Annotated in this window: 25 protein-coding genes and 2 pseudogenes; 16 read left to right on the top strand and 11 right to left on the bottom strand. The window is 60.8% G+C overall.

Annotated elements, in window-relative coordinates; translation table 11 throughout:
* The first annotated feature begins 37 nt into the window (after nt 1-37).
* From ACFQAU_RS14480 to ACFQAU_RS14530, 11 genes and pseudogenes are all read left to right on the top strand, one after another.
* Nucleotides 38-802: an HpcH/HpaI aldolase family protein gene (locus ACFQAU_RS14480; RefSeq protein WP_120351251.1), complete on the top strand. Its 765-nt coding sequence runs from the start codon at nt 38-40 to the stop codon at nt 800-802.
* A 105-nt stretch (nt 803-907) separates the two neighbouring features.
* Entirely contained in the window at nt 908-2,239 is a 1,332-nt protein-coding gene (gene hisD, locus ACFQAU_RS14485) for a histidinol dehydrogenase (protein WP_132443257.1), read from the top strand.
* 25 nt (nt 2,240-2,264) lie between these two features.
* The gene (locus ACFQAU_RS14490) at nt 2,265-3,029 is read left to right on the top strand and encodes an SDR family NAD(P)-dependent oxidoreductase (RefSeq protein ID WP_132443258.1); all 765 of its coding nucleotides are present in this window, start codon (nt 2,265-2,267) and stop codon (nt 3,027-3,029) included.
* A gap of 531 nt (nt 3,030-3,560) precedes the next feature.
* Nucleotides 3,561-4,535: a LysR family transcriptional regulator gene (locus tag ACFQAU_RS14495; RefSeq protein WP_132443259.1), complete on the top strand. Its 975-nt coding sequence runs from the start codon at nt 3,561-3,563 to the stop codon at nt 4,533-4,535.
* A 139-nt stretch (nt 4,536-4,674) separates the two neighbouring features.
* A pseudogene (locus ACFQAU_RS14500) lies at nt 4,675-7,112 on the top strand (GcvT family protein).
* A gap of 104 nt (nt 7,113-7,216) precedes the next feature.
* Nucleotides 7,217-8,230, top strand: coding sequence for a D-cysteate sulfo-lyase (gene cuyA, locus ACFQAU_RS14505; protein WP_132443261.1), 1,014 nt, complete (start codon nt 7,217-7,219; stop codon nt 8,228-8,230).
* Between the two features lie 14 nt (nt 8,231-8,244).
* On the top strand, nt 8,245-9,438 hold the full coding sequence (locus ACFQAU_RS14510; protein WP_206054250.1) for a DegT/DnrJ/EryC1/StrS family aminotransferase: 1,194 nt from the start codon (nt 8,245-8,247) through the stop codon (nt 9,436-9,438).
* Nucleotides 9,435-9,875, top strand: a complete 441-nt coding sequence (locus tag ACFQAU_RS14515) for an aspartate/glutamate racemase family protein (RefSeq protein WP_386283085.1) — start codon at nt 9,435-9,437, stop codon at nt 9,873-9,875. Before ACFQAU_RS14510 ends, ACFQAU_RS14515 begins: the two co-directional genes overlap by 4 nt.
* Entirely contained in the window at nt 9,842-10,135 is a 294-nt protein-coding gene (locus ACFQAU_RS14520; RefSeq protein ID WP_386283088.1) for an aspartate/glutamate racemase family protein, read from the top strand. Before ACFQAU_RS14515 ends, ACFQAU_RS14520 begins: the two co-directional genes overlap by 34 nt.
* A gap of 4 nt (nt 10,136-10,139) precedes the next feature.
* Nucleotides 10,140-11,414, top strand: a pseudogene (gene hisD, locus ACFQAU_RS14525) (histidinol dehydrogenase).
* A gap of 88 nt (nt 11,415-11,502) precedes the next feature.
* A complete protein-coding gene (locus ACFQAU_RS14530) occupies nt 11,503-12,420 on the top strand; it encodes a YeiH family protein (RefSeq protein WP_386283091.1) in 918 nt (305 codons plus the stop codon).
* 51 nt (nt 12,421-12,471) lie between these two features.
* On the opposite strand, the gene ACFQAU_RS14535 is transcribed toward ACFQAU_RS14530, so the two are convergent.
* On the bottom strand, nt 12,472-13,476 hold the full coding sequence (locus ACFQAU_RS14535) for a glycoside hydrolase family 113 (protein ID WP_386283094.1): 1,005 nt from the start codon (nt 13,474-13,476) through the stop codon (nt 12,472-12,474).
* A gap of 273 nt (nt 13,477-13,749) precedes the next feature.
* Here ACFQAU_RS14535 and ACFQAU_RS14540 point away from each other — a divergent pair, with 273 nt between their 5' ends.
* On the top strand, nt 13,750-14,295 hold the full coding sequence (locus ACFQAU_RS14540) for a YaeQ family protein (protein WP_120351240.1): 546 nt from the start codon (nt 13,750-13,752) through the stop codon (nt 14,293-14,295).
* A 38-nt stretch (nt 14,296-14,333) separates the two neighbouring features.
* Here ACFQAU_RS14540 and ACFQAU_RS14545 read toward each other — a convergent pair whose 3' ends face one another.
* Entirely contained in the window at nt 14,334-14,705 is a 372-nt protein-coding gene (locus ACFQAU_RS14545; RefSeq protein ID WP_386283099.1) for a hypothetical protein, read from the bottom strand.
* Between the two features lie 227 nt (nt 14,706-14,932).
* Nucleotides 14,933-15,499, bottom strand: a complete 567-nt coding sequence (locus ACFQAU_RS14550) for a carboxymuconolactone decarboxylase family protein (protein WP_120351239.1) — start codon at nt 15,497-15,499, stop codon at nt 14,933-14,935.
* A gap of 98 nt (nt 15,500-15,597) precedes the next feature.
* Between ACFQAU_RS14550 and ACFQAU_RS14555 the strand changes: the two genes are divergently transcribed.
* Complete coding sequence (locus tag ACFQAU_RS14555; protein ID WP_120351238.1) at nt 15,598-16,170, top strand: TetR/AcrR family transcriptional regulator; 573 nt, start codon at nt 15,598-15,600, stop codon at nt 16,168-16,170.
* A gap of 12 nt (nt 16,171-16,182) precedes the next feature.
* On the opposite strand, the gene ACFQAU_RS14560 is transcribed toward ACFQAU_RS14555, so the two are convergent.
* Nucleotides 16,183-16,368 (bottom strand): hypothetical protein, encoded by a 186-nt coding sequence (locus tag ACFQAU_RS14560; protein WP_386283104.1) that lies wholly within the window; start codon nt 16,366-16,368, stop codon nt 16,183-16,185.
* 122 nt (nt 16,369-16,490) lie between these two features.
* The gene (locus tag ACFQAU_RS14565; RefSeq protein ID WP_386283107.1) at nt 16,491-16,796 is read right to left on the bottom strand and encodes a hypothetical protein; all 306 of its coding nucleotides are present in this window, start codon (nt 16,794-16,796) and stop codon (nt 16,491-16,493) included.
* Between the two features lie 120 nt (nt 16,797-16,916).
* Here ACFQAU_RS14565 and ACFQAU_RS14570 point away from each other — a divergent pair, with 120 nt between their 5' ends.
* Genes ACFQAU_RS14570 through arsH form a run of 3 tightly spaced genes read left to right on the top strand, consistent with a single transcriptional unit; the run spans nt 16,917 to nt 19,084 of the window.
* A complete protein-coding gene (locus ACFQAU_RS14570; RefSeq protein WP_120351236.1) occupies nt 16,917-17,246 on the top strand; it encodes an ArsR/SmtB family transcription factor in 330 nt (109 codons plus the stop codon).
* 29 nt (nt 17,247-17,275) lie between these two features.
* Complete coding sequence (gene arsB / locus ACFQAU_RS14575) at nt 17,276-18,334, top strand: ACR3 family arsenite efflux transporter (protein ID WP_132443267.1); 1,059 nt, start codon at nt 17,276-17,278, stop codon at nt 18,332-18,334.
* Between the two features lie 39 nt (nt 18,335-18,373).
* Nucleotides 18,374-19,084, top strand: coding sequence for an arsenical resistance protein ArsH (arsH, locus tag ACFQAU_RS14580; protein WP_132443268.1), 711 nt, complete (start codon nt 18,374-18,376; stop codon nt 19,082-19,084).
* Between the two features lie 65 nt (nt 19,085-19,149).
* Here arsH and ACFQAU_RS14585 read toward each other — a convergent pair whose 3' ends face one another.
* The 6 genes from ACFQAU_RS14585 to ACFQAU_RS14610 all read right to left on the bottom strand — a co-directional run bounded on the left by ACFQAU_RS14585 (nt 19,150) and on the right by ACFQAU_RS14610 (nt 24,549).
* Complete coding sequence (locus ACFQAU_RS14585) at nt 19,150-20,589, bottom strand: aldehyde dehydrogenase family protein (protein ID WP_132443269.1); 1,440 nt, start codon at nt 20,587-20,589, stop codon at nt 19,150-19,152.
* A gap of 174 nt (nt 20,590-20,763) precedes the next feature.
* Nucleotides 20,764-21,900 (bottom strand): sensor histidine kinase, encoded by a 1,137-nt coding sequence (locus ACFQAU_RS14590; protein ID WP_082849486.1) that lies wholly within the window; start codon nt 21,898-21,900, stop codon nt 20,764-20,766.
* Nucleotides 21,900-22,910 carry an ATP-binding protein gene (locus ACFQAU_RS14595; protein ID WP_132443270.1) on the bottom strand — a complete coding sequence of 337 codons (1,011 nt, stop codon included), beginning with the start codon at nt 22,908-22,910 and terminating at the stop codon, nt 21,900-21,902. The genes ACFQAU_RS14590 and ACFQAU_RS14595 overlap by 1 nt, the downstream gene beginning before the upstream one ends.
* Nucleotides 22,907-23,347 (bottom strand): ATP-binding protein, encoded by a 441-nt coding sequence (locus ACFQAU_RS14600; RefSeq protein ID WP_132443271.1) that lies wholly within the window; start codon nt 23,345-23,347, stop codon nt 22,907-22,909. Before ACFQAU_RS14600 ends, ACFQAU_RS14595 begins: the two co-directional genes overlap by 4 nt.
* Entirely contained in the window at nt 23,319-23,672 is a 354-nt protein-coding gene (locus tag ACFQAU_RS14605) for an STAS domain-containing protein (protein WP_067627401.1), read from the bottom strand. Before ACFQAU_RS14605 ends, ACFQAU_RS14600 begins: the two co-directional genes overlap by 29 nt.
* A gap of 1 nt (nt 23,673) precedes the next feature.
* Nucleotides 23,674-24,549, bottom strand: a complete 876-nt coding sequence (locus ACFQAU_RS14610; RefSeq protein WP_067627403.1) for an STAS domain-containing protein — start codon at nt 24,547-24,549, stop codon at nt 23,674-23,676.
* Between the last annotated feature and the right edge of the window lie 76 nt (nt 24,550-24,625).

Below are 24,625 nucleotides of genomic sequence, written 5' to 3' on the forward strand. Positions count from 1 at the left end.
GTTGCAAACGGCCTGAGTGCTGAAAGGGAATGATAAAATGATGACGAATGCTGAATTCAAAGCGCGACTCGAAGCGCGCGAGCCTATGTTGGGCGCCTTTATCAAAACGCCCCATCCGATCGTCATAGAGATTATGGCCCGTGCGGGTTTCGATTTTCTGGTGGTAGATGCCGAACACGCCCCGTTTGATCGGGGCAGTGTCGATGTCATGACAATGGCGGGCCGGGCCGAGGGTTGTCCGATTGTGGTTCGGGTGCCCGTCGCCACGCCGGATTGGGTGCTCAACGTATTGGACGGCGGCGCGGCCGGTGTGATGGTACCCCATGTCGAGACGGCTGCGCAGGCAAGAGACCTCGTGCGTGCCGTAAGCTACGGCCCCGGCGGGCGCGGTTTTGCGGGCACTTCGCGGGCGGCGGATTACGCGGGGCGCAGCCTTAAGGAGCACCTTACCAAGGCGCGCGATGAAGTTGCCTTGATCTGTCAGATCGAAGACCCCGACGGCGTAATTAATCACGCAGAAATTGCGGATGTTGATGGGGTCGACGCGCTCTTCATCGGGCGGGCGGATTTGGCGGTGTCTCACGGGTTGTCAGATTTCTTTGCGCCCGAAGTGGCCGGGATGACGCGCGATATTCTTTCGGCAAAGGGCGCGGCGACTGGCCTTTACTGTGCGCCGACGGAACCTTTGGAGGGACATCGCGCCGCTGGAGGGTCATTCTTTGTAGTCGGCTCGGAACACACGCTGATGCAACTCGGCGGAGCCTCACTTGTGCAGAAGTTTCGGCAAAGGCCCTCTGACTAAAAGAGCGTGTGAAATAATTTCAATGTTTGCAGAAAATATTGCAACGGGTGGTGTGCGGCTTAGACATGAGCCAACCTCGCTAGAGCCTGATCAAAGGACCCTCTCATGACCATTACCTTCCTAAAAAAGGGCAAGTCCGATGCTGCCCGCGCTGACGATGACGCCAAAACTCGCGCAGTCGTCGAAACAACACTCCAATCTATTGAGGCCCGCGGCGATGCTGCTGTGCGCGAGCTAAGCGAGAAGTTCGACAATTACAGCCCCGCGTCGTTCCGGCTGAGCCAGCAGGAAATCGACGACCTGATCGCACAGTTGAGCGACCGCGAGTTGGAAGACATTAAATTCGCGCAAGAGCAGGTGGTAAACTTCGCCCGCGCCCAACGCGCCTCCATGACTGATATCGAGGTCGAAACGCTGCCGGGGGTCATTCTGGGGCACAAGAATATCCCCGTTCAATCTGTCGGCTGCTATGTACCCGGGGGCAAGTTCCCGATGGTGGCCAGCGCGCATATGTCCGTTGCGACAGCTAAGGTGGCAGAGGTGCCGCGCATTGTGGCTTGCACACCTCCCTTTAATGGCAAGCCGAACCCCGCCGTTATTGCAGCTATGCACTTGGGTGGTGCTGACGAGATCTATGTGATGGGCGGCATTCAGGCCGTTGGTGCCATGGCGCTTGGGACCGAAACAATCGAGCCGGTTCATATGTTGGTTGGTCCCGGAAATGCCTTTGTCGCTGAGGCCAAGCGCCAGCTTTACGGGCGTGTGGGGATCGATCTCTTTGCTGGGCCGACCGAAACAATGGTCATCGCGGATGAGACGGCGGCCGACGCCGAGCTTTGCGCGACCGATCTGCTGGGCCAAGCCGAGCACGGCTATAATTCTCCGGCCGTGTTGCTGACCAATTCACGTAAATTGGCTGAGGACACGCTGGCCGAGATTGATCGCTTGCTAAAGATCCTGCCGACTGCGGGCACGGCAAAAATCAGTTGGGATGAATACGGCGAAGTGATCGTCTGCGATACCTATGAGGAAATGCTAAAGGTCGCCGATGATATCGCCTCGGAGCATGTGCAGGTGATGACCGACCGCGATGATTGGTTCCTTGAAAACATGACCTGCTATGGGGCGCTGTTCCTCGGGCCGCGGACGAATGTAGCCAATGGCGATAAGGTGATCGGTACAAACCACACGCTGCCAACACATAAGGCGGGGCGCTATACGGGCGGGCTCTGGGTTGGCAAGTTCCTCAAGACCCACTCCTATCAGAAGGTCACCACAGACGAGGCCGCCGCACTTGTAGGTGCCTATGGTTCGCGCCTGTGCATGTTGGAGGGCTTTGTCGGACACGCGGAGCAATGCAATGTACGCGTGCGCCGCTACGGCGGTGAAAACGTTCCATACGGTGAAGCCGCGGCCCACCACGAAGCGGCGGAATAGCCTGCAACTGTCTGAGGAGACCACAATGCAACTTCCGTCCTTCGCCGGTTTTGACCTTTCAGGCAAACGCGCAATCGTAACTGGTGCAACGTCAGGTATCGGATTGGGGGCTGCAACCGCTCTGGCAAGGGCAGGGGCACATGTGGTCTGCGCGGCGCGCAGCGCTGCACCTCTGAAGGACTTGCAGGCGGCGATGGAGGCAGAGGGTTTGAGCTGTGAAACTCAGAGGCTCGATATCGCGGACGTGGAGGCGACCCGCACGGCGCTCTCCTCGCTCGGAGCCTTTGACATTGTGGTGAACTCCGCTGGGATGGCACGCCACGGTCCTGCCTTGGAAACCACGCCCGAGGATTTTGATGCTGTAATGAACGTCAATCTCCGGGCCGCCTACTTCCTATCATCGGCAGCCGCTGAGCAGATGATCGCGGCAGGCCGTCCCGGCTCGATCATCCATGTAGGCAGCCAGATGGGACATGTCGGAGGCATCGACCGAGGCGTCTACTGCGCGTCGAAACACGCTCTGGAAGGAATGGTGAAGGCAATGGCAATCGAATGGGGCCCGAAATCTGTGCGCATCAACACGCTTTGCCCCACCTTCATCCGCACACCGCTAGGTGAGCAAACCCTGTCAGACCCGGCGCGCCGGGCGTGGATAGTAGATAAAATCAAACTTGGCCGGGTCGGCGAGATTGAAGATATCATGGGGGCGGTGGTTTATCTGGCCAGCGATGCATCGGCGATGGTGACAGGCACGGCATTGTTAGTCGACGGCGGTTGGACCGCTGAATAGGGATTAGGTCGACCTAATGGAAGCGCCAGATTGCACGTGTTCTCTTTGGTTTGTCATCGCTGAAAGTATTTGATCAATTGACGTAGTTGGCGTTAGCCGTGATCAAGGCGCAAGTGTAATCTCCGCCCACTTTTACTCACACAACGCGCTAAGATTAGTGCATTGAGCTGTGAGCCGTCTGGTCTCAAGTTGTTGATTTAGCGATAATTCGTGAGAATTCAAAATCCCCCGCCGCGAGGCGTTCTGGTTCGAGTCCGGCCTTGGGTACCACCTTGTTTCAGCAAGGTTTCCGTGAAAATCGTAGCTCTATCAAATCGCCGTTTTCCGCGTTGGTCATGCTATCTGCTTCCACGTTCTTGTTCTAGACGTCGGTCATTTCTGGGCCGCGTTGGTTCGTAGTTTTCCGAGAGCCTGAGACTTCTACAGCTTGGGCAACTTCAGAATACCATCTGCCTGCTGTGAAGTTTTGATATTTATCATCTCAAACAATGCTACACCTTAGCGCAGGGTCAGCAGGAATAGGACGCCGCCATGGCTCGGACCAAAGCCGCCAGAGATATCAGCCTGAAGTCGCTCGAACTGTTTCAAGTCTGTGCCAAGGAAGGGTCGCTGCAAGCCGCCGCGCGGGATGCGGGATTGACGGTGAGCACCGTGTCGCATCATCTGCGCAGCTTGGAAGACCACTTGGGTGTTGAGCTCTTCAACCATGCCCGGCGTCCGATGGTCTTGACGCCCAAAGGGCAGGTCTTTTCGCGCAAAATCGACGAGGCGCTGCGCACGATCCGCAAGGCCAAGGCCGAGGTCTCCGCCGGCAACGTCGCCGACGCGAGCTTCCTTAGAATCGGTGCGATCGAAGATTTGGAGAGCGATATCGTGCCGTATTTGGCAGTCTCCCTGACCAAGACGATGCCCAGCTGCGATTTCAGCTATCATACCGGGGTCAGCCACGACCTGATCGGCATGCTGCGCAACCGTCAGCTCGATCTCGGTATATGCACCGCGCCCGGGGAAACGATCAGCGACCTGCAAGAGCGCCCGCTTCTGCGTGACCCTTTTATCATCGTTCTGCCCCGTCTCGCGTCGGAAACCCTCTCACAGATCATGGAGGGCAGGGCAAAGCTGCCCTTTTTGCGGTTTTCCGGCAACCTGATGATCGCCCGGCAGATTGACACTCACTTGCGGCGCTTGGGGGTCACGTCGCCGCATCGGTTCGAATGCAGCAACAACCAGACCCTGATGGCGATGGTGGCGGCGAATGCGGGCTGGACGATCACAACCCCGCTGTTGTTTTCCCGCGCCGCGCGGTTTCATGGCGATCTGCGCATGCACCGCTTTCCGGGCAAGGCTTTTGCGCGGACATTGGCCTTGATGAGCACGCCGGATTGTTCGCGCTCTGTCGTCGAACTGGTTGATGCCGAGATGCGCGACCTCATTCATCAGCATGTGATCGAGCCCCTGCACGCCAGCACCCCTTGGTTGGCAGAGAGTTTCCAGCTGATAGAGTAGGGGGCAGGGCTATTGCCGCTTCGGGGTCTAATCAAGCTATCGAAACTATCTTGCGATTTTTTCCAACACCCGCATTAGCGTTTGTTGTTTAACCCTCTTTCTGGCCCTCTGATCTCAGTATCTATCGGAGGCGCACGCCATGAAATCTCGGACCAAGGTGGTTGTCATTGGCGGCGGTATCGCTGGCTGCTCGACGCTTTATCATCTCACACAAGAAGGCTGGACAGATGTCGTCTTGGTCGAGCGTGATGAGCTTACGTCAGGCACAACTTGGCATTCGGCGGCGCAGGTCACGAATTTTGGGGCCAATCAAACGATGGTCGGGCTGAAAACCCATTCCATCAACCTTTACAAACGCTTATCCGAAGACCCGGAGTATCCGATCAACTACCACCACGCCGACGGCGGCATCCGATTGGCCAATACCGAAGCGCAGATGCAGGGCTATCGCCATTTTGCCTCAATGGCACGCGGCATGGATGTGGATCTGGAAGTCATCGACGCCGAAGAATGCGCCCGACGCCACCCGCTGATCTCGACAGAGAACCTGCTGGGCGGGCTTTGGGATCCGCTCGACGGCGACATTGATCCCGCGCAGCTTTGTCAGGCTTTGGCTTTTCACGCGCGCAAGGCCGGGGCCGAGGTCTACCGCAACACGCCGGTCACCGCCCTGACGCAGCACAAAGACGACACTTGGACGGTCCACACCAAACATGGCGACATCGACTGCGATATCGTGGTCAACGCCTGCGGTTACCGTGTGAACGAGGTCGGCAGCATGATGGGGGTGCATCATCCCGTCGCCTCGATGGAGCACCAGTATTTTCTGACCGAAGACATCCCAGCCATCGCCGAGGCCGGTCACCGGATGCCGCTGCTGCGCTGTCCGATCTCGGACTATTACAGCCGCCAAGAAAAGAACGGCTTGCTGGTCGGCTTTTATGAGCAGGACTGCAAGACGTGGGGAATGGACGGGATCGACCCCAATTTCGTCAACGCCCTGTGCCCGGATGATCTTGAGCGGGTCATGGACGTGCTCGAAGGCGCCTTTGAGCGCATGCCCGCACTGGCCGAAACCGGCATCCGGTCCATCGTCAATGGCCCGATCACCTATACCATCGACGGCGCGCCGCTGGTTGGCCCGATCCCCGGCAAGCGCAACGCCTTTTGCATCATCGGCCTGCGTGCAGGTCTGGGCGAGGGCGGGGGCATGGCTGGCTGCTGGCCCAGCAGATCGTCCATGGCGAGGCGCAGTATGACACTTGGGTCATCGACCCGCGCCGTTTTACCGGGCACGCCAATGTGGAACTGACGGCGCTTAAGGCCATCGAAGATTACCAGAACGAATTCCGCTTCCACTTCCCGCATGAGCACCGGCCCGCCGCGCGCCCTGCCAAAACCACACCGTTGACCCCGGTGATGGCCGCCGAAGGGGCCGAGTTCACCGTGGTCAACGGTTGGGAGCGGGTCGATTACATCAAACCGTCGCCCGATTTTCACCCGACCCTCAGCTTTGACTTCGACGAGGCATTCGACGTGGTCGCGGCTGAAGTGAAGAACGTGGCCGAGAATGTCGGCCTTTGCGAGGTCAACGGCTTCAACCGGTTCGAGATCACCGGCAGCGACCGCCACAGTTTCCTTGACCGGATGTTCTGCGGCGCGGTCACAAAACGCGACGGACGGGTGGGCTTGGGCTATCTGCTGAACCACCACGGGATGGTCAAAGGCGAAGCCACAGTGGCCAACTTGCCCGCCTCGGACCGCGGCCCGCAGCGGGTCTGGTACGGGTCGGCAGCCGCCAGCGAATATCACGACATGGACTGGCTCAAACTGCATCTGCGCGACGACGAAGATGTGCAAATCCGCAGCCTCACCAATGACCAAACGATCCTCGTGCTCGCCGGGCCCAAGGCACGCGATGTGCTCAGCGCCTGTGCGCGCGGCGACTGGTCGAAAGAGGCGTTCCCATGGCTCAGCCTGCGCGAATGTTTCATCGGATTTGCACCTGCCACGGTGCTAGGCGTCAGTTTCTCGGGCGAGTTGGCCTATGAAATCCACGTACCCAACAACGCGCTTTATGCCGCCTATCTGGCCCTGCGCGACGCTGGCAAGACGCATGGTCTGAAGCTCTTCGGCGCCCGTGCGGTGGAATCGATGCGGATGGAGAAAGGCTTTATGCACTGGAAAGCTGACCTGCTGACCGAGTTCGACCCATTTGAGACCGCGCTGGACCGTTTCGTAAAACCCGAAAAGCCCGCCGATTTCATTGGCAAGGTCGCCCTGCACAAGCGCATGGAAGAAGGGCCGCGCAAAAAACTGGTGACGCTCAAGGTCGACGCGACCCATGCCCCGGCCCATGGCGGTGCCTCACTCATGCAAGACGGCAAGGTTGTCGGCACCGTAACCTCAGGCGATTGGGGGCACCGGGTGGGCATGAACCTCGCCTATGCCTTCGTCGATCCGGCGCTGGCCACGCCCGGCACGCAAATCCCGCTTGATCTCTATGGGGAAATCGTTGGCACCGAAGTGATCGATCCCTCGCCATATGATCCTTCCTATGCGCTAATGCGCGGATAACATGATGGGCAGGGGCCGGTGCAACGCTGGCCCCCGTCTCGCACCAAGGTCAACCAGCGGCAACGCGCCCCGCTGCACACCCATAGCTACGACAAGGATTATCCATGCACCTCTCTCGTTTTCCCCGCGTCCACCTTGCCCATCTGCCAACCCCGCTTGAGCATATGAAACGCCTGTCAAAAGAGCTCGGCACCGAAATCTGGATCAAACGTGACGATTGCACCGGGCTTTCCACGGGCGGCAACAAGACCCGCAAGCTGGAATTCCTGATGGCCGAGGCCATCGAACAGGGCGCGGACATGGTGATGACCCAAGGTGCGACCCAGACCAACCATGGCCGCCAGACCGCCGCGGCTGCCGCCAAGCTGGGCCTTGCCTGCCACATCCTGCTGGAAGACCGGACCGGCTATGACGATGCCAACTACAACACCAATGGCAATGTGCTGTTAGATCACCTGCACGGCGCCACGACCGAAAAATTCCCCGGCGGCCATGACATGCCCGGCGAGATGGAAAAGGCGGCTGAAAAGAAGCGCGCCGAGGGCCATAAAGTCTATATCATCCCCGGCGGCGGCTCGAACCCCACGGGCGCTTTGGGCTATGTGAACTGTGCGTTTGAGCTGCTGAACCAAGTGAACACCTCCGGCATGAAGATTGACCGACTGGTCCACGGCACCGGCTCATCGGGCACGCAGGCGGGGCTGATCACCGGGATGTGCGCGATGAATGCCCAGATCCCTGTGCTTGGCATCGGCACCCGCGCGCCGCAGCCCAAGCAAGAGCAGATGGTCTATGACCTCGCCTGCAAAACCGCCGAGAAGCTGGGCTGCGCGGGCGTGGTCAAGCGCGAGGATGTGATGGCCAACACCGATTACGTCGGCGAAGGCTATGGCATCCCGACCGACAGCGGCATCGAGGCAATCCAGATGTTTGCTGAGCTCGAAGGCATCCTGCTTGATCCTTGCTATTCCGCAAAGGGGGCCGCTGGTCTCATTGATCTCTCCCGCAAAGGCACGTTTAAGGACGAGCGTGTGGTCTTCCTCCACACCGGCGGCGCGGCGGCTCTGGGCGGCTATGACTTCGCCTTTGACACCGCCAACCGCTGGGTCAACCTGTAAGAAAGGCAGCTTAAGTGGTGCGCAAGTTTACCGGCAGTTTCACCCAGCAAGAGGGGCTTTCCCAAGACGCCATCGCGGCGGCGGTCGCGGTGCTAGAGTCAGGCCGCTTGCACCGGTATAACCTCGCGCCGGGGGAGGCTGGGGAAGTGGCCCAGCTTGAGGCCGAATACCGTGATTGGCAGGGCAGCAGCTGCTGCCTTGCCGTCACCTCGGGCGGGCAGGCGTTGCAAATCGCCCTGCGCGCCTGCGACGTGGCATCGGGCGACAAGGTGCTGACCAACGCCTATACGCTGGCCCCGGTGCCCGGCGCGATCCGGGCGGTGGGCGCTGAGACCGTGCTGGTCGAGATCGACGAGGATCTGCGGCTCGACCTTGATGACCTCGACGCCAAAATTGCCAGTTCCGGCGCGCGGGTGCTGTTGCTGTCGCATATGCGCGGGCATCTGTGTGACATGGACCGGCTGATGGCGATCTGTGACGCGGCAGAGGTGACGGTGATCGAGGATTGCGCCCACACGATGGGCGCGCGGTGGAACGGCATTCGGTCGGGCAATTTCGGCAAAGTGGCCTGTTTCTCGACCCAGACTTACAAACACATGAACTCCGGCGAAGGCGGGTTTCTGACCACCGACGACGCCGCAATCGCCGCCCGCGCGACGATCTTGTCGGGCAGCTACATGCTTTATGAACGCCACGGGGCCGGGCCGCAGCCTGAGGCCTATACCGATGCGCGCTATGACATGCCCAATTGCTCGGCGCGGATGGATGCGCTGCGCGCCGCGATCCTGCGTCCGCAGCTTGCCGACCTCGACAGCAACATCGCCCGCTGGAACGCCCGCTACACGCAGGTTGAGGAGAGGCTGAAAGCACAGGACGGCGTTACAACCATCAAGCTACCCTCCGCCGAAACGCATGTGGGTTCCTCCATCCAGTTCCGCCTGCCAGACTTCACCGCCGCGCAGTGCCGCGCCTTGCTCGATGCCGCAGCCGCGCGGGGCGTGGAACTCAAATGGTTCGGCGCGAAAGAGCCTGCAGGCTTCACCTCGGCGCATCCATCTTGGCGCTATGTTCCAGCGCAGGACATGCCCGCGACAGACCGCATTATGGCGACGCTTTTCGACATGCGTCTGCCGCTGAGTTTTTCTCAAGACGACTGCGCGCTGATCGCCGAGTTGATCTGCGACGCGGTGAACGAGGTGGCATCATGAGCCGCCCCGTCGTCGGCGTATTGGGCGGCATGGGGCCGGAAGCGACGATCCTGCTGCAGCAGCGTGTGCTTGGCACAGTCGATGCCCAAGACGACGCCGATCACCTGCCGCTGCTGATCGACATGAACCCGCAAGTGCCCTCCCGCATCGCCCATCTGATCGAGGGCACAGGGGAGGACCCCGCCCCGGTGCTGGCCGCGATGGCACAGCGGCTGGAACGGGCAGGGGCCACGGCCCTCGCCATGCCTTGCAACACGGCACATCACTACGCGCCGGCGATTGAGGCGGCGGTTTCGATCCCCTTCCTGAATATGGTGACCCTGTCGGTCGACCGCGCGGCGGGGCAACTTCCTCGGGCGCCTCCGTTGGGATTCTTGCCTCTCCTGCCGTGCGCATGGCCGGGGTGTTTGACGCCGCCCTTGATCGCGCCGGGCTGACGGCGCTCTGGCCCGCCGATGCCGAGCGCATGCTGGCCGCGATCCGGCGGATCAAGGCGCAGGGGATCACCCCACCGGCGCAGCAGACGCTTGCGGAAGCGGCGGCTGAATTGACCGCGCAGGGGGCCGAGCTTCTGCTCATTGCCTGCTCTGAGTATTCGCTGCTCGCCCCCGCTTTGACCGCTCCCGTGCCGATCCTCGACACGATCGACGTGCTGGCCGAGGCGATCCATCACCATTCCCAAATCCAACTGAGGTAAGACCATGGCGATCACGTATCTGAAGCAAGTCGAGACCCGCCCGGCGGTTGAGGGCAAAGACATCCGCGGTGTGGTTGCTCAGATGCTCGCCAAGATCGAACAGGGCGGTGAGGCTGCCGTGCGAGACTATGCGCGCGACCTTGACGGCTGGGCCGAGGATATCGTGGTCACTGCCGCGGAACGGGCCGCTGCCTCTGCGCGGGTGCCGCAAGAGCTTAAGGACGATATCCGCTTTGCCCATGCCAATATCCGCCGCTTTGCCGAAGCGCAAAAGGCGACGATGGGTGATTGCGAAATCGAGATCATGCCGGGGCTAATTGCGGGCCAAAAGCAAATCCCCGTCTCAAGCGCGGGCTGCTATGTGCCCGGCGGACGCTACAGCCATATCGCCAGCGCTCTGATGACGATCACCACCGCCAAGGTTGCGGGCGTGCCGCATATCACCGCTTGCTCGCCGACGCGCCCCGGCATCGGCATTCCCGATCCGATCATCTTTGCGATGGACCTTTGCGGCGCGGACCTGATCCTGAACCTCGGGGGTGCAGGGGGTCGCTGCCATGTCGATGGGGCTGTTTGGCGGTGTGCCTGCCGATATCCTCGTCGGTCCCGGCAACAGCTATGTGGCAGAGGCTAAGCGCATGTTGTTCGGCGCTGTGGGGATCGACATGTTCGCCGGGCCAACCGATTCACTGGTGGTCGCCGATCACAGCGCGGACCCTGAAACGGTGGCATGGGATCTGGTCAGTCAGGCGGAGCACGGGGCCGACAGCCCGGTATGGCTGGTCGCGACCGACCGCAGGCTGGCGGAAACCGTGTTGCAGCGCGCGCCCGAAATGATCGACAGCCTACCGGAGCCGAACGCCAGTGCCGCGCGGGTGGCTTGGGCAGAGCGCGCCGAGGTGGTCTTGTGCGAGACCCGCGAGGAGGCCGCCCAAGTGGCCGACCGCTACGCGCCGGAGCATCTTCAGGTGCAGGCCGAAGACCTCGACTGGTGGCTCAACCGCCTCTCGGCCTATGGCTCGTTGTTTCTGGGGGAAGAGACGACGGTTGCCTTTGGTGATAAGACCTCTGGCCCGAACCATGTGCTGCCGACCAGTGGGGCCGCGCGCTATACCGGGGGCTGTCCGTTCATAAGTTTACCAAGACCGTGACATGGCAACGCTGCGATGCCGAAGCCTCGCATGAGCTGGCCCTGCGCACCGCGCGGATCAGCCGGATGGAGGGGATGGAAGGCCATGCCCGTTCTGCCGAGCTTCGGCTGAAACAGCAGACAGCCTGACGCCGCGCCGAGGAAAATCTATGCTACTGACCGTCAAATCCCGCGTCTCCCCCTATGCTGGGGGCTGCTGCTCGCGACTGTCATCGCGGTGGCCGCCACGTTCTTGTCGGATCACTACGGCGCGCCGGTGATGCTCTTTGCGCTGCTGCTTGGGATGGCGTTTCACTTCCTGTCGGAAGACAGCGCTTGCGCCATTGGGGTCGATTTCGCCGCGAAGGCGCTGCTGCGCTTTGGGGTCGGGCTGCTGGGCCTGCGGTTGGGGCTGGCCGAGGTTATGAGCCTTGGCTTTACCCCTGTCATTGCCATCGTCGGTTTGGTTTTGGCGACCTTTGCATGCGGCGTGGTGATGGCCCGTATCTTTGGCCGCCGCACCGCTTTTGGTATGCTGGCGGGCGGGGCCGTCGCCATCTGCGGGGCATCAGCGGCTTTGGCGATCACCTCCGTCCTGCCGCCGCATAAAGACCGCGAGCAGGACACGCTGTTCGTTGTTATCGGTGTCACGGCGCTGTCGACCATCGCGATGATCGCCTATCCCATTCTTTTCCAATCGCTGGGTCTGAGCGATATTGAAAGTGGTTTTTTGGTTGGCGCCACGATCCACGATGTCGCGCAGGTGGTGGGGGCAGGATACTCCATCAGCGACGAGGCCGGGGTCTTTGCCACCTATGTCAAGATACTGCGCGTCGCACTTTTGCCCGTCGTGATGCTGTTCGTGATGTTCAGCTTCAGAGGCGCGCAGCAGCAATCTGTCGGCGTGCCTTGGTTTCTGATGATGTTTGCAGGCTGCGCGGTTTTGGCAAATCTGGAAGTGCTGCCGAGCGCAGTGCTCGCGTTCCTCAACGAGCTATCCCGGTGGTGTCTGGTCATCGCCATCGCGGCCTTGGGGGTGAAAACCAGTCTGGCGAAGGTCGTAAAGGTCAAACCCAGCTACAGCATCATTCTGGTGGTTGAAACGGTATTCCTGCTCGGCGCAGCCCTCGCCTTTGTGCTTTTGTTCGGCATTTAGGTGGGCCGAGGCTGCTCGGTGAAGCCTGAGAACATCGCCGGGATTTTTGGCTCACCCCTTGCCCCAAAAATCTGCGATAACCTCCTCCGCCAGCTTGTTTTGCACGGTGAAATCAGTGTCTTCCGCGCCGCCGCTCTCAGGGTCGGTGAACCAGCGCCAGACCCATAGGTCCGGGATGTCCCGTGCCTCAAGGGCGCGAAGCCAGCGGCGCAAGACGTCGGCCTGAAGTGCCATATCGGCGGGGGCTGCGCGTTCTTCGGCGCTTTCCCACGGGCGCTCGGTCGCCCCTTCGGCAGAGCGGATGCCGATTTCGGCGATCCAAATGGGTTTTGCATGTTTCCGCGCGACGGCCTCGACCCGGTCCAATTCTTTGGCGATGGCGCGATCCCAGTCGGCGGTCGCCCCGGCTGCGCCCAAGACGGGGTAGAGCGACACCGCCACGGCATCCAATAGCGGCCAGAACGCAACCTTCTCGGCCTCGTCAGCGCCATGGGCGACATAGGTGATTTTACCGCTGAACGCTTCGCGCAGCCCGGCGATGGTGCCCTCCCATGCCTCCGCCCCCGATACGCCGCGCAATTCGGTGCCGAGGACCAGCACCTCGGCGCGGCTTTGCTCTGCGGTGACCGCGATGGCGCGCAGGGAATTTTCATAGGCCGCGTGCCAATCGCCTTCGGTGCCCGCCGCGGGGACGATGGCGCCCGCCCAGCTTTCGGGCACCCAGACATGCGGTTTGACGATGGCGGCCAGCCCGGCTGCGTGCAACTGCGCGATCCCGGCGGCGATCCTGTCATGGGGCAGCGCGTCCCCCATGACGATGCCGCTGGAGGTGGGCGCGGGTTGCCATAGGAACGGGATCACCGTTGCCGCCGTCGCGCCCGTCTTTCGCAATTGAGCGATGCTTAGCGCAGCGGCTTGGCTTCCGAAGGGCGCACTCGTTGTCTCGATAAGGTTGAACCCGCGCAGAACCTCGCCACTGCTGCTTTGGGGAAACGCTCCCGTCGCGGTGAGCGCGGTAGAGCCGAGGGCCCAAAGAAACGTGCGACGTTTAATCATAGGGGCAAGGTAGGATGACTTCCCCCGCTGCACAACGGCATCGTAGGTGACAGGCGGGGCCTTTCGGGGGCTGCATTTCGGGGGCTGTATTCGGGGACCTGCAATTCGGGCCTGTATTTCGGATGTTGGCAGGTGCCGACCAAAAGCAATCTCGCGAAACCGCTGAACGATCGCAGTCGCGCATACCAACGCGCGCAACGCCCAAGGACTATTCCCTTTCCCCGGTCGGCCCAACCGCGTAGGCAGCCCCTACCTTGGAAAACGAGACATATCATGGCGCAGAATGCCACCATCTACAAAGTCGAGCTTTCGGTCTCCGACATGGACCGCCACTATTATGAGACCCACAAGCTGACCATCGCCAAACACCCTTCGGAAACCGATGAGCGGTTGATGGTGCGGCTCGTCGCCTTTGCCCTCAACGCGCATGAGCATCTGGAAATGACCAAGGGTCTATCGACGGATGATGAGCCGGACATCTGGCAAAAAAGCCTGAGCGGAGAGTTGGACGTTTGGATCACGTTGGGTCTGCCCAGTGAGAAAGTCCTGCGCCAGTCCTGCAACAAGGCCGCCAAGGTCGTGGTCTATCCCTATGGCGGCAAATCGGCTGAGATCTGGTGGGACAAGGTCAAGAACGGCACCACCCGCTTTGACACCCTCGAGGTGGTGAACTTGGCCGAGAGTGACACCAAGGCGCTGGCGGAGATGGCCAGCCGCGCGATGAAGCTTCAGGTGATGATCCAAGACGGTGAGGTGACAGTGAACCTTGACGAGGCGCTGGTGACGCTCACGCTCGACCGATGGAAAACCGCCGGATAAAAGGCGGCAGAGGGGCAAACCCGGCTGCCGCCGCTTCTTCAGGCTGCGCGGCGTTGCAGCAGGGCAATGGCATAGCCGATCACCATGGCCATGCCGACGTGCCCCACGAAAGACGACTGCGTGTAGGCCCCGAAATCCATCATAAAGCTGCGCCCCACCACCGGGGCCAGCAGACCTTGGGCGACGAACCACAGCACAAGCCCCGACAGCGCCCCCGACAGGACCAGCCCAAGCCGCGTCAGGCGGTGCACCAGCCAAACAAAGACCGAGAAACCGACGATCCCAAGCGCGATATGCAGCGCGAAGCCAAGCCAATAGGGCAGGGTGATCCCAAGGGCGATCTTGCCAAGCGCAACCACAAGGTTCGCCGGGGCGAGTGCGACGCCAAAGAGGAGGGGGAGAGCAGCCAAGCATAAAGCTCGAAGGCGATCTCGCCCGCGAGCCCGGCCAGCAGGAGCGTGGGAACGGTTTGTTTGAGGGGCATAAGCAAAGTCTCTTGCAAAAGGACAGCACATCGGCGCGGCCGCAGCCGGATGGCGCGGGCGCTATGCTTTGTCAGTGGAAGTAGGGGAAAGCGCCGGACCGATGGGCCCGAGCGGATAGAAAAAGGCGCGCCACCATGGGCGCGCCTTTCAATTTAAACGTCGAGCTTGTTGTCGCCGCGCTTCCATGCCAGCGGCTGGAAGACTTCGTCGACCGGGGTTTCGGCCACGTGGTTGACGTAGTTCGAAATGGTCTTCTGCGCCATCCCAAGGATCACGTCCAGCACCGCACGGTGGCTGTAACCTGCGTCAAAAAACGCCTGCATCTGCGCGTCGGAGACAAAGCCCCGGTTGCGCACCATCTGAACGGTGAACGTCCGCAGCGCTTCGAGTTTGGGTGTCGGCAGGGCGGTTTCATTGCGCAGCGCGTCGCTGATCTCGTCCGAGACCTTCATCATCTTGGCAATGCCGGTGTGGGCGGGCACGCAGTAGTGGCACTCGTTCTCGACGTTGATCGACTGCCAAACCACGGTCAGCTCTTCGGCGTCGAAATCCGTCTCGGTGAATAGCTTGTGCAGCACCTGATAGCCTTCATAGGCTTGCGGGCTTTCGGCCAGCACCTTGTGCAGACCCGGCAGGCGGCCAAAGGCCTTTTGCGATTCCGCCAGCAGCGGCTTGGAGGCTTCGGGTGCGGAGTCTTGGTCGTGGGACGGGAATGTCATGATCTCTACCTTTGTTAGTCGTCAATATTTGCTATTTAGGGTTTTTGAGCGATCACTCAAGTATATATTTGAGTGATCGTTCAACACATGGTGATATCATGCCCCGCAAACCAAACCACGACCGAGCCGAGCTGATCGACCGCGCCCGCGATCTGTTTTGGCGTCAGGGCTGGGCAGGCACATCGCTGAAAGATCTCGAAGCGGTGCTGAAAATGAAGCCCGGCAGTTTCTACGCGGCCTTTGGGTCGAAAGAGGCGCTGTTCGAAATCGCCTTGGACAAATACGCCGAGGATGGGGCCGGGCGCTTGGCCGAATTGGTCGAAGCCCATGGCCCGATGGCGGCGCTGAAACGCTATCCCGAATTGGCGATTTGCCGGGAGGAGGCCCCGGCCAAGGCCTGTATGCTGTCCAAAACCCTGTTGGAATTACAGGCCCATGGGCATCCACTTGCCCAACGGGCCAGCGCGCATCTCATGGGGATGGAGGAACAGTTCGCGGCGCTTTTTGCCCAGATGCAGCAGGACGGAGAGATCGCGCCGGAACATGATCCAAAGTCACTGGCCCGGCGCTATCAAAGCGATCTGCTCGGCCTGCGTGTATCGGCCGAGCGGGAGGGAATCGACGCCCATGCCATCGCCCGCGAAATCGCGGAAGGTCTGGACCGATTGTAATCTCAGACGACGCTATTCGATCTGTTCTTCCAGCATGGCGGTGATCTTGCGCCGTTGAAAAATATTGCGGATTTGATGCGCCATGATCCGTTCCGGCACGAAATAGGGCTTGCCGTCTTTCCATTCCGCCCGAAACGCATGCCGCGCGGCGATCAATCTGGTGGTATGGCCATCCGCAGCCGCGACGGTGAGGTCCATCTGGCGGACCTTATCGAACAGGCCCTCGGTCCCGATGCGCGCTTCGGCGCGGCGCAACAGATCGAGAAAACTGCCGATATCGATGAATTCACCGCTTTTGATCGGCCCTTGATTGGTGCGGGTCAGGGGTTTTGCACATCGTTCAGCGCCACTTCTTCGCGTTCGGTGACCTTGACGTGATAGGTCTTTTCCTCCGTCACCACCCGCGCCATGACTTCGAGCAAGTAAATCGGCTCGGCCCCCATATTGGTTACGAAACAATGGGCATTCTCATCCCGCGCGATAGAGCGGTTGATCAAGATCACCGGCTGCCGTTGCCGCCGGAAATTGAGCCATAGGATATGCAGGTAAGCCAGCCAGACCACCGCCGTTAAAAGGCTGACCGCCACCTGCAACGTACCGGAATTCTCTGCGATCCAATCGAGCATCCTTTGTCTTCCTTGCGAGTGCTGTTGGGGTCGCCAGACCAACGCGCGGGGCGGCGCTTCGTTGCACAGGGATTGAAGCGACGCTTGACCTGCCGATATTATATCAATAATTCACGATATATGGATAATGAAAACGCTCTCCTAGCCTTCGCCGCCTTGGGCCAACCGACCCGTCTGGATGTCTTTCGCCTGCTGATCAAAGCGGGGGGCAAGGGAATGTCAGCGGGGGAGATCGGCGTGGCGCTCGACGTGCGGCAAAACACCATGTCCGCCAATCTGTCGGTGCTTGCCCGCGCGGGCCTGATCCGCAGCAACCGCGAAGGCCGCAGCATCCGGTATTTCGCAGATATGAACGGGCTGCGCGCGCTGCTGGGGTTCCTTTTAGAGGACTGCTGCGGCGGGCAGCCAGAACTTTGCCAACCCCTGCTGGATGAATTGACCTGCTGCTAACCCTCGAAAATTACGCACGAAAGACCGCCATGACCGATACCGCACATCCCGCACCCGCTGGCCTTGGAGCATTTGAACGCTGGCTCTCGCTCTGGGTGGCGCTGGCCATCGGGGCGGGGCTTTTGCTGGGCAATCTCTTTCCCGACCTCTTTGGCACACTGGCCGCGCTTGAGGTCGCCTCGGTCAACCTACCCGTGGCGGTGCTGATCTGGGCCATGGTCTATCCGATGATGGTTGGCGTTGATTTCGGTGCGCTGCGGCAGGTGGGGGAGAAGCCCAAAGGGCTGGTGGTGACGCTGGTGGTCAATTGGCTGATCAAACCCTTCACCATGGCCGCCCTTGGGGTGCTGTTCTTCAACTACGTCTTCGCCGGGTTGATCCCACCGGATGATGCGCAGGCCTATCTGGCGGGGGTGATCCTGTTGGGGGCCGCGCCCTGCACCGCGATGGTCTTTGTCTGGTCCAACCTCACCCGTGGTGATGCGACCTATACGCTGGTGCAGGTCAGCGTGAATGATGTGATCATGGTCTTCGCCTTCGCGCCGATCGTGGCCTTCCTTTTGGGTGTGACCGACATCACCGTGCCTTGGGACACGCTGCTGATCTCGGTCGGGCTCTACGTCATGCTGCCGCTGCTGGCGGGGTATCTCACGCGCGAACGGCTGGAGGCCAAGGGCGGCGAAGCGGCTGTCGACGCCTTTAAAGCCAGCGTGCAACCCTTTGCGATCATAGGGCTTTTGCTGACCGTGGTGCTGCTTTTTGGCTTTCAGGGTGAGGTGATCCTTAACCGTCCGCTCGTCATCGCACTGATTGCCGTGCCGCTGCTGCTGCAATCCTACGGCATCTTCTTCATCGCCTATGGCGCCGCGCGGGCTTGGGGCATTCCTTTCAACGTGGCCGCCCCCTGCGCGCTGATCGGCACCTCGAATTTCTTTGAACTGGCGGTTGCTGTGGCGATCAGCCTTTTTGGGCTGGGGTCGGGTGCTGCCTTGGCCACCGTTGTGGGCGTCTTGGTCGAGGTACCGGTCATGCTGTCGCTCGTGGCCTTTGCCAACCGCACGCAGCATTGGTTTCCCGCCTCCAAGTGAACCTCACCTGATAACCCACTGCCGCCTAAGGAAATTCCCGTGACCGATACGCCGAACATCGAAGAAGACCACTTCAACCCCATCGACGACGCCCGCCTGCTGTCGCCTGAGCGCGCCACCCACGGCCCGCGCATTCTGCTGCTCTACGGCTCGCTCCGCCCGCGGTCCTTCAGCCGCCTGATGACCGAGGAGGCCGCCCGCATCCTCACCCGCCTCGGGGCCGAGACGCGGACATTTAACCCCACGGGGCTGCCGTTGCCCGACGATGCCGCACCCGAACATCCCAAAGTGCAGGAACTGCGCGATCTGGTGCAATGGTCCGAGGGCATGGTCTGGTGTTCGCCCGAACGTCACGGGGCGATGACGGGCGTCATGAAAACCCAAGTTGACTGGATCCCCCTGTCGCTGGGCGGGGTGCGCCCGACCCAAGGCAAGACTTTGGCCGTGATGCAGGTCAGCGGCGGCTCGCAGAGTTTCAACGCCGTGAACCAGCTGCGCATCTTGGGCCGTTGGATGCGGCTGCTGACCATCCCCAACCAATCCTCAACCCCCAAAGCCTTTTTGGAGTTTGACGAGGATGATCGGATGAAACCCTCGCCCTTCTATGACCGGGTGGTCGACGTGATGGAGGAACTGGTGAAGTTCACCCTGCTGACCCGCGACAACAAGGACTACTTGCTCGACCGCTATAGCGAGCGCAAAGAAAGCGCTGCGGAGCTTTCCAAACGGGTGAACCAAAAGGAGATCTGACCGCTAAAACGCAAACGGCAGGGCCAAATTTTGGCCCTGCCGCATCATGCTACGCTAAAAAGCGATCAATCGTTGGACCAGCCCGAAACGGCTTTGACTTCGCAGAAGTCCTCGATCCCCCAGACACCACCTTCGCGTCCGTTGCCCGAGCGTTTCATGCCGCCAAAGGGCGCGCCCGCGCCACGGCTTTCGCCATTCATCTCAACCATGCCCGACCGCAGCTTGGCCGCCAGACGGTTGCGCCGCGCGCCATCGCTGGACTGGACGTAGTTGGTAAGGCCGTAGACCGTGTCATTGGCCATCTCGACGGCTTGATCTTCGTCCTCGAACTTCATGATGGCCAATACGGGGCCAAAGATTTCCTCGCGGGCGATGGTCATGTCGGACGTGACATCGGCAAAAACCGTGGGTTTGACATAGAAACCGCGGTTCAGATGCTCTGGCCGTCCGGTGCCACCGGCCACCAGCCGCGCGCCTTCGTCGATGCCCTTTTGGATCAGGTCTTGGATCTTGCCCCATTGCGCTTCGTTCACGACCGGGCCGATGTGGCGACCCTCTTCGCTGGCGGGGCCGACTTCGACCTTATTGGCGACTTCGGCGGCGGTCTCGACCGCTTGGTCATAGGCGCTGGCTTCGACGATCATCCGGCTCGGTGCGTTACAGCTTTGACCGGTGTTGTTCATCATATGCAGCACGCCGCGTTTCACGGCCTTGTCGTCGGCATCGGCGAATACAAGGTTCGCGCCTTTGCCACCAAGCTCCAGATGAACCTTTTTCAGCGTACCCGCCGCGTTCTTGGAAATCGCAATGCCCGCGCGGGTGGAGCCGGTGAAGCTCACCATATCCACATCCTCATGGCCGGTCAGGGCGGTGCCCACGGTCATGCCATCGCCATTCACAAGGTTGAAGACACCGGCGGGGAAGCCTGCCTCATCCATCATTTCGGCAAAGACCACGGCGCTCAGCGGGCTTTCCTCAGAAGGTTTCAGCACCATGGTGCAGCCAGCGGCGACAGCAGCGCCCACTTTCAGCATCACTTGGTTCATCGGCCAGTTCCACGGCGTGATCATCGCCACGACGCCAACCGCTTCGTGGATGATCCGGTCGTTCGGCGCGTGATCGCCCAAGGGCTTTACGAATTTGAAATCTTTCGCCGCTTTGATGAAGTTCTTCAGGTGGCTGTAACCTGCGCCCCATTGCGAGCTGCGCGCCATTTCGATGGGCGCGCCCATCTCGGTGCTGATCGCTTGGGCCATGTCTTCGGTCCGGGATTTATAGACGTCGGCCAGTTTCTCCATCAGCGCGATACGCTCTTCGGGGGCGGTGGCCATCCAACCGGGCAGGGCGGCCTTGGCCGCTGCCACGGCGGCGTCCACATCCTTGGCCCCGCCGAGCGAGATCACGGTGCAGGGCTCTTCGGTCGACGGGTTGATGACCTTATGTTCGCTGCCCTCAAGCGGGGCGACCCATTTGCCGTCGATATAGAAATCACGTTTTTCGATCATGCTCTGTCTCCGTTATTGGCCAAGCGGGCGTCTTTTTTGCCGCTTAGAAGTGTCCGGGAATCGCCGGCTCCCGATATGCCTAGGACAATTTTACGGGGTGGAAAAGTTCAGAGGTGATTTTTGATCAAAAATACGGACGCGGCGGCCCGAAACCGGCGGGCCCACGGGGGGCACTTAGCCCTGTGCGGGGAAGCGGATCTCGACACAAAGCCCGTCTTGGCCCTCGACCTTCAGCGTCGCCTCATGCTGGAAGGTGAGCGTGCGGATCATCCGCCAGCCCAGCGAATCCGACCGCTCGGGCCGTTTGGCATCTTCGGGCAGGCCGACACCATCGTCATAGACTTTCAGCGTCAGGCCTTCATCGCTCTCTTGCGTGACCTCAATGGTGATCACCCCTTTGTCGCGCCCTTTGAAAGCGTGTTTATAGGCGTTGGTGATCAACTCGCCCACGATCAGCCCGATGTCGACGGCCAGTTTGTTGTCCATCTTAAGGCTGGGGCAAATCAGCTTGATGCCGATGCTCTGGCGATCCCCGGTAAAGGCGCGTTCGGCGTTCTTGGTGACCTCATCCAGCATATCAGACAGATCAAGGTCGGTGCTGTCGGTTGAGCGTTGCATCAACTCATGCGCCTTGGAGAGCGAGCCGACGCGGGTTTCCAACTCGCGCAGCACTTGGCGGGTCTCGTCCTCTTTGGCTTGGCTCTTGCTCATCCGGATGAGTGCCACGATCAGGGCAAGGTTGTTGCCCGTGCGGTGGTGCAATTCCTGCATCAAGAGGTCACGGTCGGCAATGCCTTCGCTCAACTCGCGGTTCTGTTCGGTCAGCGCGGCGGTCGGGTCTTTGGCGTTATAGGCCTCTAGCGCCGCGAGGGCGTCGGCCTTGATCTGCTCAACAGCGCATTGCGGTTCGGGCAGCAGAAACTCCGCATGGACCCGCGTTCCCTCTTGGCCGGTGTCCACATCAAACCGCGCCGCGATCCGCTGCACCCCGCGCAGGCCCAGCCCCATGCCCGTCTCCGACACGATGTCGCGGGTGGGGTCAAGCTTGTCTTCCTCAATGCCGCGGCCCTGATCAATCACTGTCAGGCCAAGGGCAGGCTTGCCGTTGACATCTGTCAGCGAAAACCGGGCGCGGCCCTTTTGCCCATGCTCAATGGCGTTGCGGCCCAGTTCCACAGCGGCGGTGACGGTGCGCGTCCGCTCAAAAGAGGTAAAGCGCATCGCTTCGGTCAGGGTCAGGGCAATCTGGCGCAGAGCCGCGATATCGCCGCCTTTTTCAAGGTTAACCGACGTGAGGTTCGTAGCTTTCATCAGTCCGCGTCCCGTGCAATGCGTATGACCACGATGGAGGCGTCGTCACGCCCGCGAAATGCCCGGTCGAGCAGGAAGCCAGCGATCAAGAGCGGGGATTTCCACAATAGACCCTGTGGAAGATAGCTGTCGCGCAGGGTTTTCAACCCGTCGCTGTGCAGGATCATCAGATCCCCCGGTTCAAGGTCAAAGGTCTCTTCATAGCCCCGGGTGGCGCGTGCGCCGATCCGGCCGTCGCGGACCGGCAGGCGTTTGACCTCGCCATTGCGGACCCGCAGGGTGGCGATATTGCCCAAAGCGGCATAGCGCAGCACCATCTGCGGCTGCGCGATATGCACAAGGGCCGCCACCGCGCCGCGCTTGCCGATCAATTTCTCGGTCACCTCACGCATCACGGCGCCCGGCTCGCTGTTGAAGCTGCGGGTGGCGGTGACGGCCTCTGTCACCTCCAGCGACGCGGCTGCGGCCTCGGGGCCATGGCCCAAGCCATCGCAAACCAGAATATCAGTGGCTTTCGGCGTTTGCCGCAGCAGATAGTCGTCGCCGCATTCCTCTTCGTTCGGGTGACAGACCCGCAGGCCCACGGCCTCAACCCCATGGGGCGCGCAGAGGGGGCTGTCTTTGGCAAAGCTGCAAACGATGGTGGTGCCGACCTCGGACCCGCTGAAGATGTCGAATTCATCCGACAGACGGCGGATCGCGCCAAGGCCCAGCCCGGCGGAATCGCCACTGCTCATGCCGTCTTGGAACATGTGATCCATATCGCTGATGCCGGGGCCCCGATCGGTAAAGATCATCACGATCTTGTCGCCCTTGCCCTCGGCCGGCGCGTTGATCAAGGCGCGGCCCTTTTCCGCGTAGCGCAGGATGTTGGTGGTGGCTTCGGTGGCGACGATGGCCAATTCGTCGGTCCGGTGTTTCGGCCAATCGTGCTGGGCGGCCAGACGCCGTGCGGCGCGGCGGACCACGGCGATGGCGCTTTGGTCCTGAACTTCGACCCACTGTTTCATAGGTTCACACTCATCATCACGCTGGTGCCCCCGCCGACGGCGGTGCGGATTTCAAATTTCTTGGCCAGCCGCTGTGCGCCGCCCAAACCACGGCCAAGGCCGCCGCCCGAAGTATAGCCGTCCGTCAGGGCCAGTGCCACGTCCTCGATCCCCGGTCCCTTGTCCCAACAAACCACGCTAAGCTGCTTGGCCCTTGGGTCGACATAGATGGAAAATTCACCTCCGCCAGCGTGAACGATCGCATTGCGGGCGATTTCGCTGACGGCGGTGGCGAAACGTGTGACATTCAACGCCGAGGCGCCGTGTTCTTTCATGTAGCGCGCCACGGCTTGGCGCACCGTCACCGCGTCACCGCTGGTATTTAGTTTGAACTGAGAGAGAAGAACCTGCGCCCCTAGGTCCTTTTCGTCAAACGCGGCGTAGCTGGGCAAGGGCATGGGTCAGGCTTAACGCGGTGCGGATTTCTGGCAGGTACATGCCAAGCTCGACCAACGTGACCGCCACCGTGGGGCGCATGCCGACAACATAGGTATCCGCCGCCAGCAGACGGGATATCCCCGCCAACTGCGCGATCACACGGCCCACGAAGGTGTCGACAATCTCAAGCGCTGAGATATCGAGGATCACCCCGTCGATGCGGTTCTCTGATATTTTGTTCGACAACCGGTCTTGAAGCTCCAAGATCTCGGTGTCCGTGATGTCATCCTGTATCGAAACGAGGAGCGCATGTTCGACCAGATTAATCGACGTGACACCGGCCACCTTATTGGCCCTCGGTCTTCTTGATCACATAGCCCACGGTCAGCAGCGCGTCCGACAGGGCGGTGCGGATGCTCGACCGGGTGGAAACGGTGCCGACATCAATGCCTAGCTGAACCATGGTCTGGGCGATCATCGGGCTGATGCCGCTGATGATGCACTCGGCACCCATCAGACGCACGGCAGCGGCGGCGCGCAGCAGGTGTTGTGCCACCTGCGTGTCGACGGTGCCGACGCCGGTGATGTCCATGATGACCACTTCGGCCTGCCGTTCCAGAATGGTTTGCAGCAGGTTCTCCATCACCTCTTGGGCGCGGGCGGAATCCAGCGTGCCGATCAGCGGCAGGGTCAAAACACGGTCCCAAAGCTCGACCACGGGGGTCGACAGTTCCAGCATCTCTTGGCGTTGACGATCGATGATCTGCTCACGCTCAAGAATGAAAATCTCGTTGGTGTAGATGGCAAAGGCATCGACCAGACGGGTGACCAGCATCACGTCGCGGATCAATACGCCGTGTTCGCTGTCTTGCATCGCTTCGAGCCGCTTGAACAGCGGCGCTTTCAACGCCAACACAAAGGTCGCCATCTCGGTTGGGGTCACGCCGCGGTTGACACGTTCACGGCTAACATCGGCCAGAACGGCGCGCAGATCGTCCCATTGGGTATCATCGAAATCGAAATCTTCGCCCGAGATGCCATCGCGCACACCTTTGGAAAAGGCTTTGAGCAATTCGCGGTTCTGGTTCCGGCTCTCCGCATCGGAGAACAGGTCAGAACGTTTCACGCCCTCTTTGACCTGCGTTCCCAGCCACTCCTCGATGATACCTTTAAAATCGGTGTCGAGAACAGTCAGAATATTGGCCGTAGCAGATTGCGGCATCTTGAACCCCAGTGTTTATTTCACCCCCCATAGGCCAATCGTGGGGCCAAGTGTCAATAGGACGCAGGGATTTTGA

The organism is Sulfitobacter profundi, from assembly GCF_042661425.1.
Taxonomy (GTDB): domain Bacteria; phylum Pseudomonadota; class Alphaproteobacteria; order Rhodobacterales; family Rhodobacteraceae; genus Sulfitobacter; species Sulfitobacter profundi.

Coding starts and splice junctions, on each gene's coding strand:
- ACFQAU_RS14480 (WP_120351251.1), top strand. CDS start 38: ATGATGACGAATGCTGAATTCAAAGCGCGACTCGAAGCGCGCGAGCCT.
- hisD (WP_132443257.1), top strand. CDS start 908: ATGACCATTACCTTCCTAAAAAAGGGCAAGTCCGATGCTGCCCGCGCT.
- ACFQAU_RS14490 (WP_132443258.1), top strand. CDS start 2,265: ATGCAACTTCCGTCCTTCGCCGGTTTTGACCTTTCAGGCAAACGCGCA.
- ACFQAU_RS14495 (WP_132443259.1), top strand. CDS start 3,561: ATGGCTCGGACCAAAGCCGCCAGAGATATCAGCCTGAAGTCGCTCGAA.
- cuyA (WP_132443261.1), top strand. CDS start 7,217: ATGCACCTCTCTCGTTTTCCCCGCGTCCACCTTGCCCATCTGCCAACC.
- ACFQAU_RS14515 (WP_386283085.1), top strand. CDS start 9,435: ATGAGCCGCCCCGTCGTCGGCGTATTGGGCGGCATGGGGCCGGAAGCG.
- ACFQAU_RS14535 (WP_386283094.1), bottom strand. CDS start 13,476: ATGATTAAACGTCGCACGTTTCTTTGGGCCCTCGGCTCTACCGCGCTC.
- ACFQAU_RS14540 (WP_120351240.1), top strand. CDS start 13,750: ATGGCGCAGAATGCCACCATCTACAAAGTCGAGCTTTCGGTCTCCGAC.
- ACFQAU_RS14550 (WP_120351239.1), bottom strand. CDS start 15,499: ATGACATTCCCGTCCCACGACCAAGACTCCGCACCCGAAGCCTCCAAG.
- ACFQAU_RS14555 (WP_120351238.1), top strand. CDS start 15,598: ATGCCCCGCAAACCAAACCACGACCGAGCCGAGCTGATCGACCGCGCC.
- ACFQAU_RS14560 (WP_386283104.1), bottom strand. CDS start 16,368: ATGGACCTCACCGTCGCGGCTGCGGATGGCCATACCACCAGATTGATC.
- ACFQAU_RS14565 (WP_386283107.1), bottom strand. CDS start 16,796: ATGCTCGATTGGATCGCAGAGAATTCCGGTACGTTGCAGGTGGCGGTC.
- ACFQAU_RS14570 (WP_120351236.1), top strand. CDS start 16,917: ATGGATAATGAAAACGCTCTCCTAGCCTTCGCCGCCTTGGGCCAACCG.
- arsB (WP_132443267.1), top strand. CDS start 17,276: ATGACCGATACCGCACATCCCGCACCCGCTGGCCTTGGAGCATTTGAA.
- ACFQAU_RS14585 (WP_132443269.1), bottom strand. CDS start 20,589: ATGATCGAAAAACGTGATTTCTATATCGACGGCAAATGGGTCGCCCCG.
- ACFQAU_RS14590 (WP_082849486.1), bottom strand. CDS start 21,900: ATGAAAGCTACGAACCTCACGTCGGTTAACCTTGAAAAAGGCGGCGAT.
- ACFQAU_RS14595 (WP_132443270.1), bottom strand. CDS start 22,910: ATGAAACAGTGGGTCGAAGTTCAGGACCAAAGCGCCATCGCCGTGGTC.
- ACFQAU_RS14600 (WP_132443271.1), bottom strand. CDS start 23,347: ATGCCCTTGCCCAGCTACGCCGCGTTTGACGAAAAGGACCTAGGGGCG.
- ACFQAU_RS14610 (WP_067627403.1), bottom strand. CDS start 24,549: ATGCCGCAATCTGCTACGGCCAATATTCTGACTGTTCTCGACACCGAT.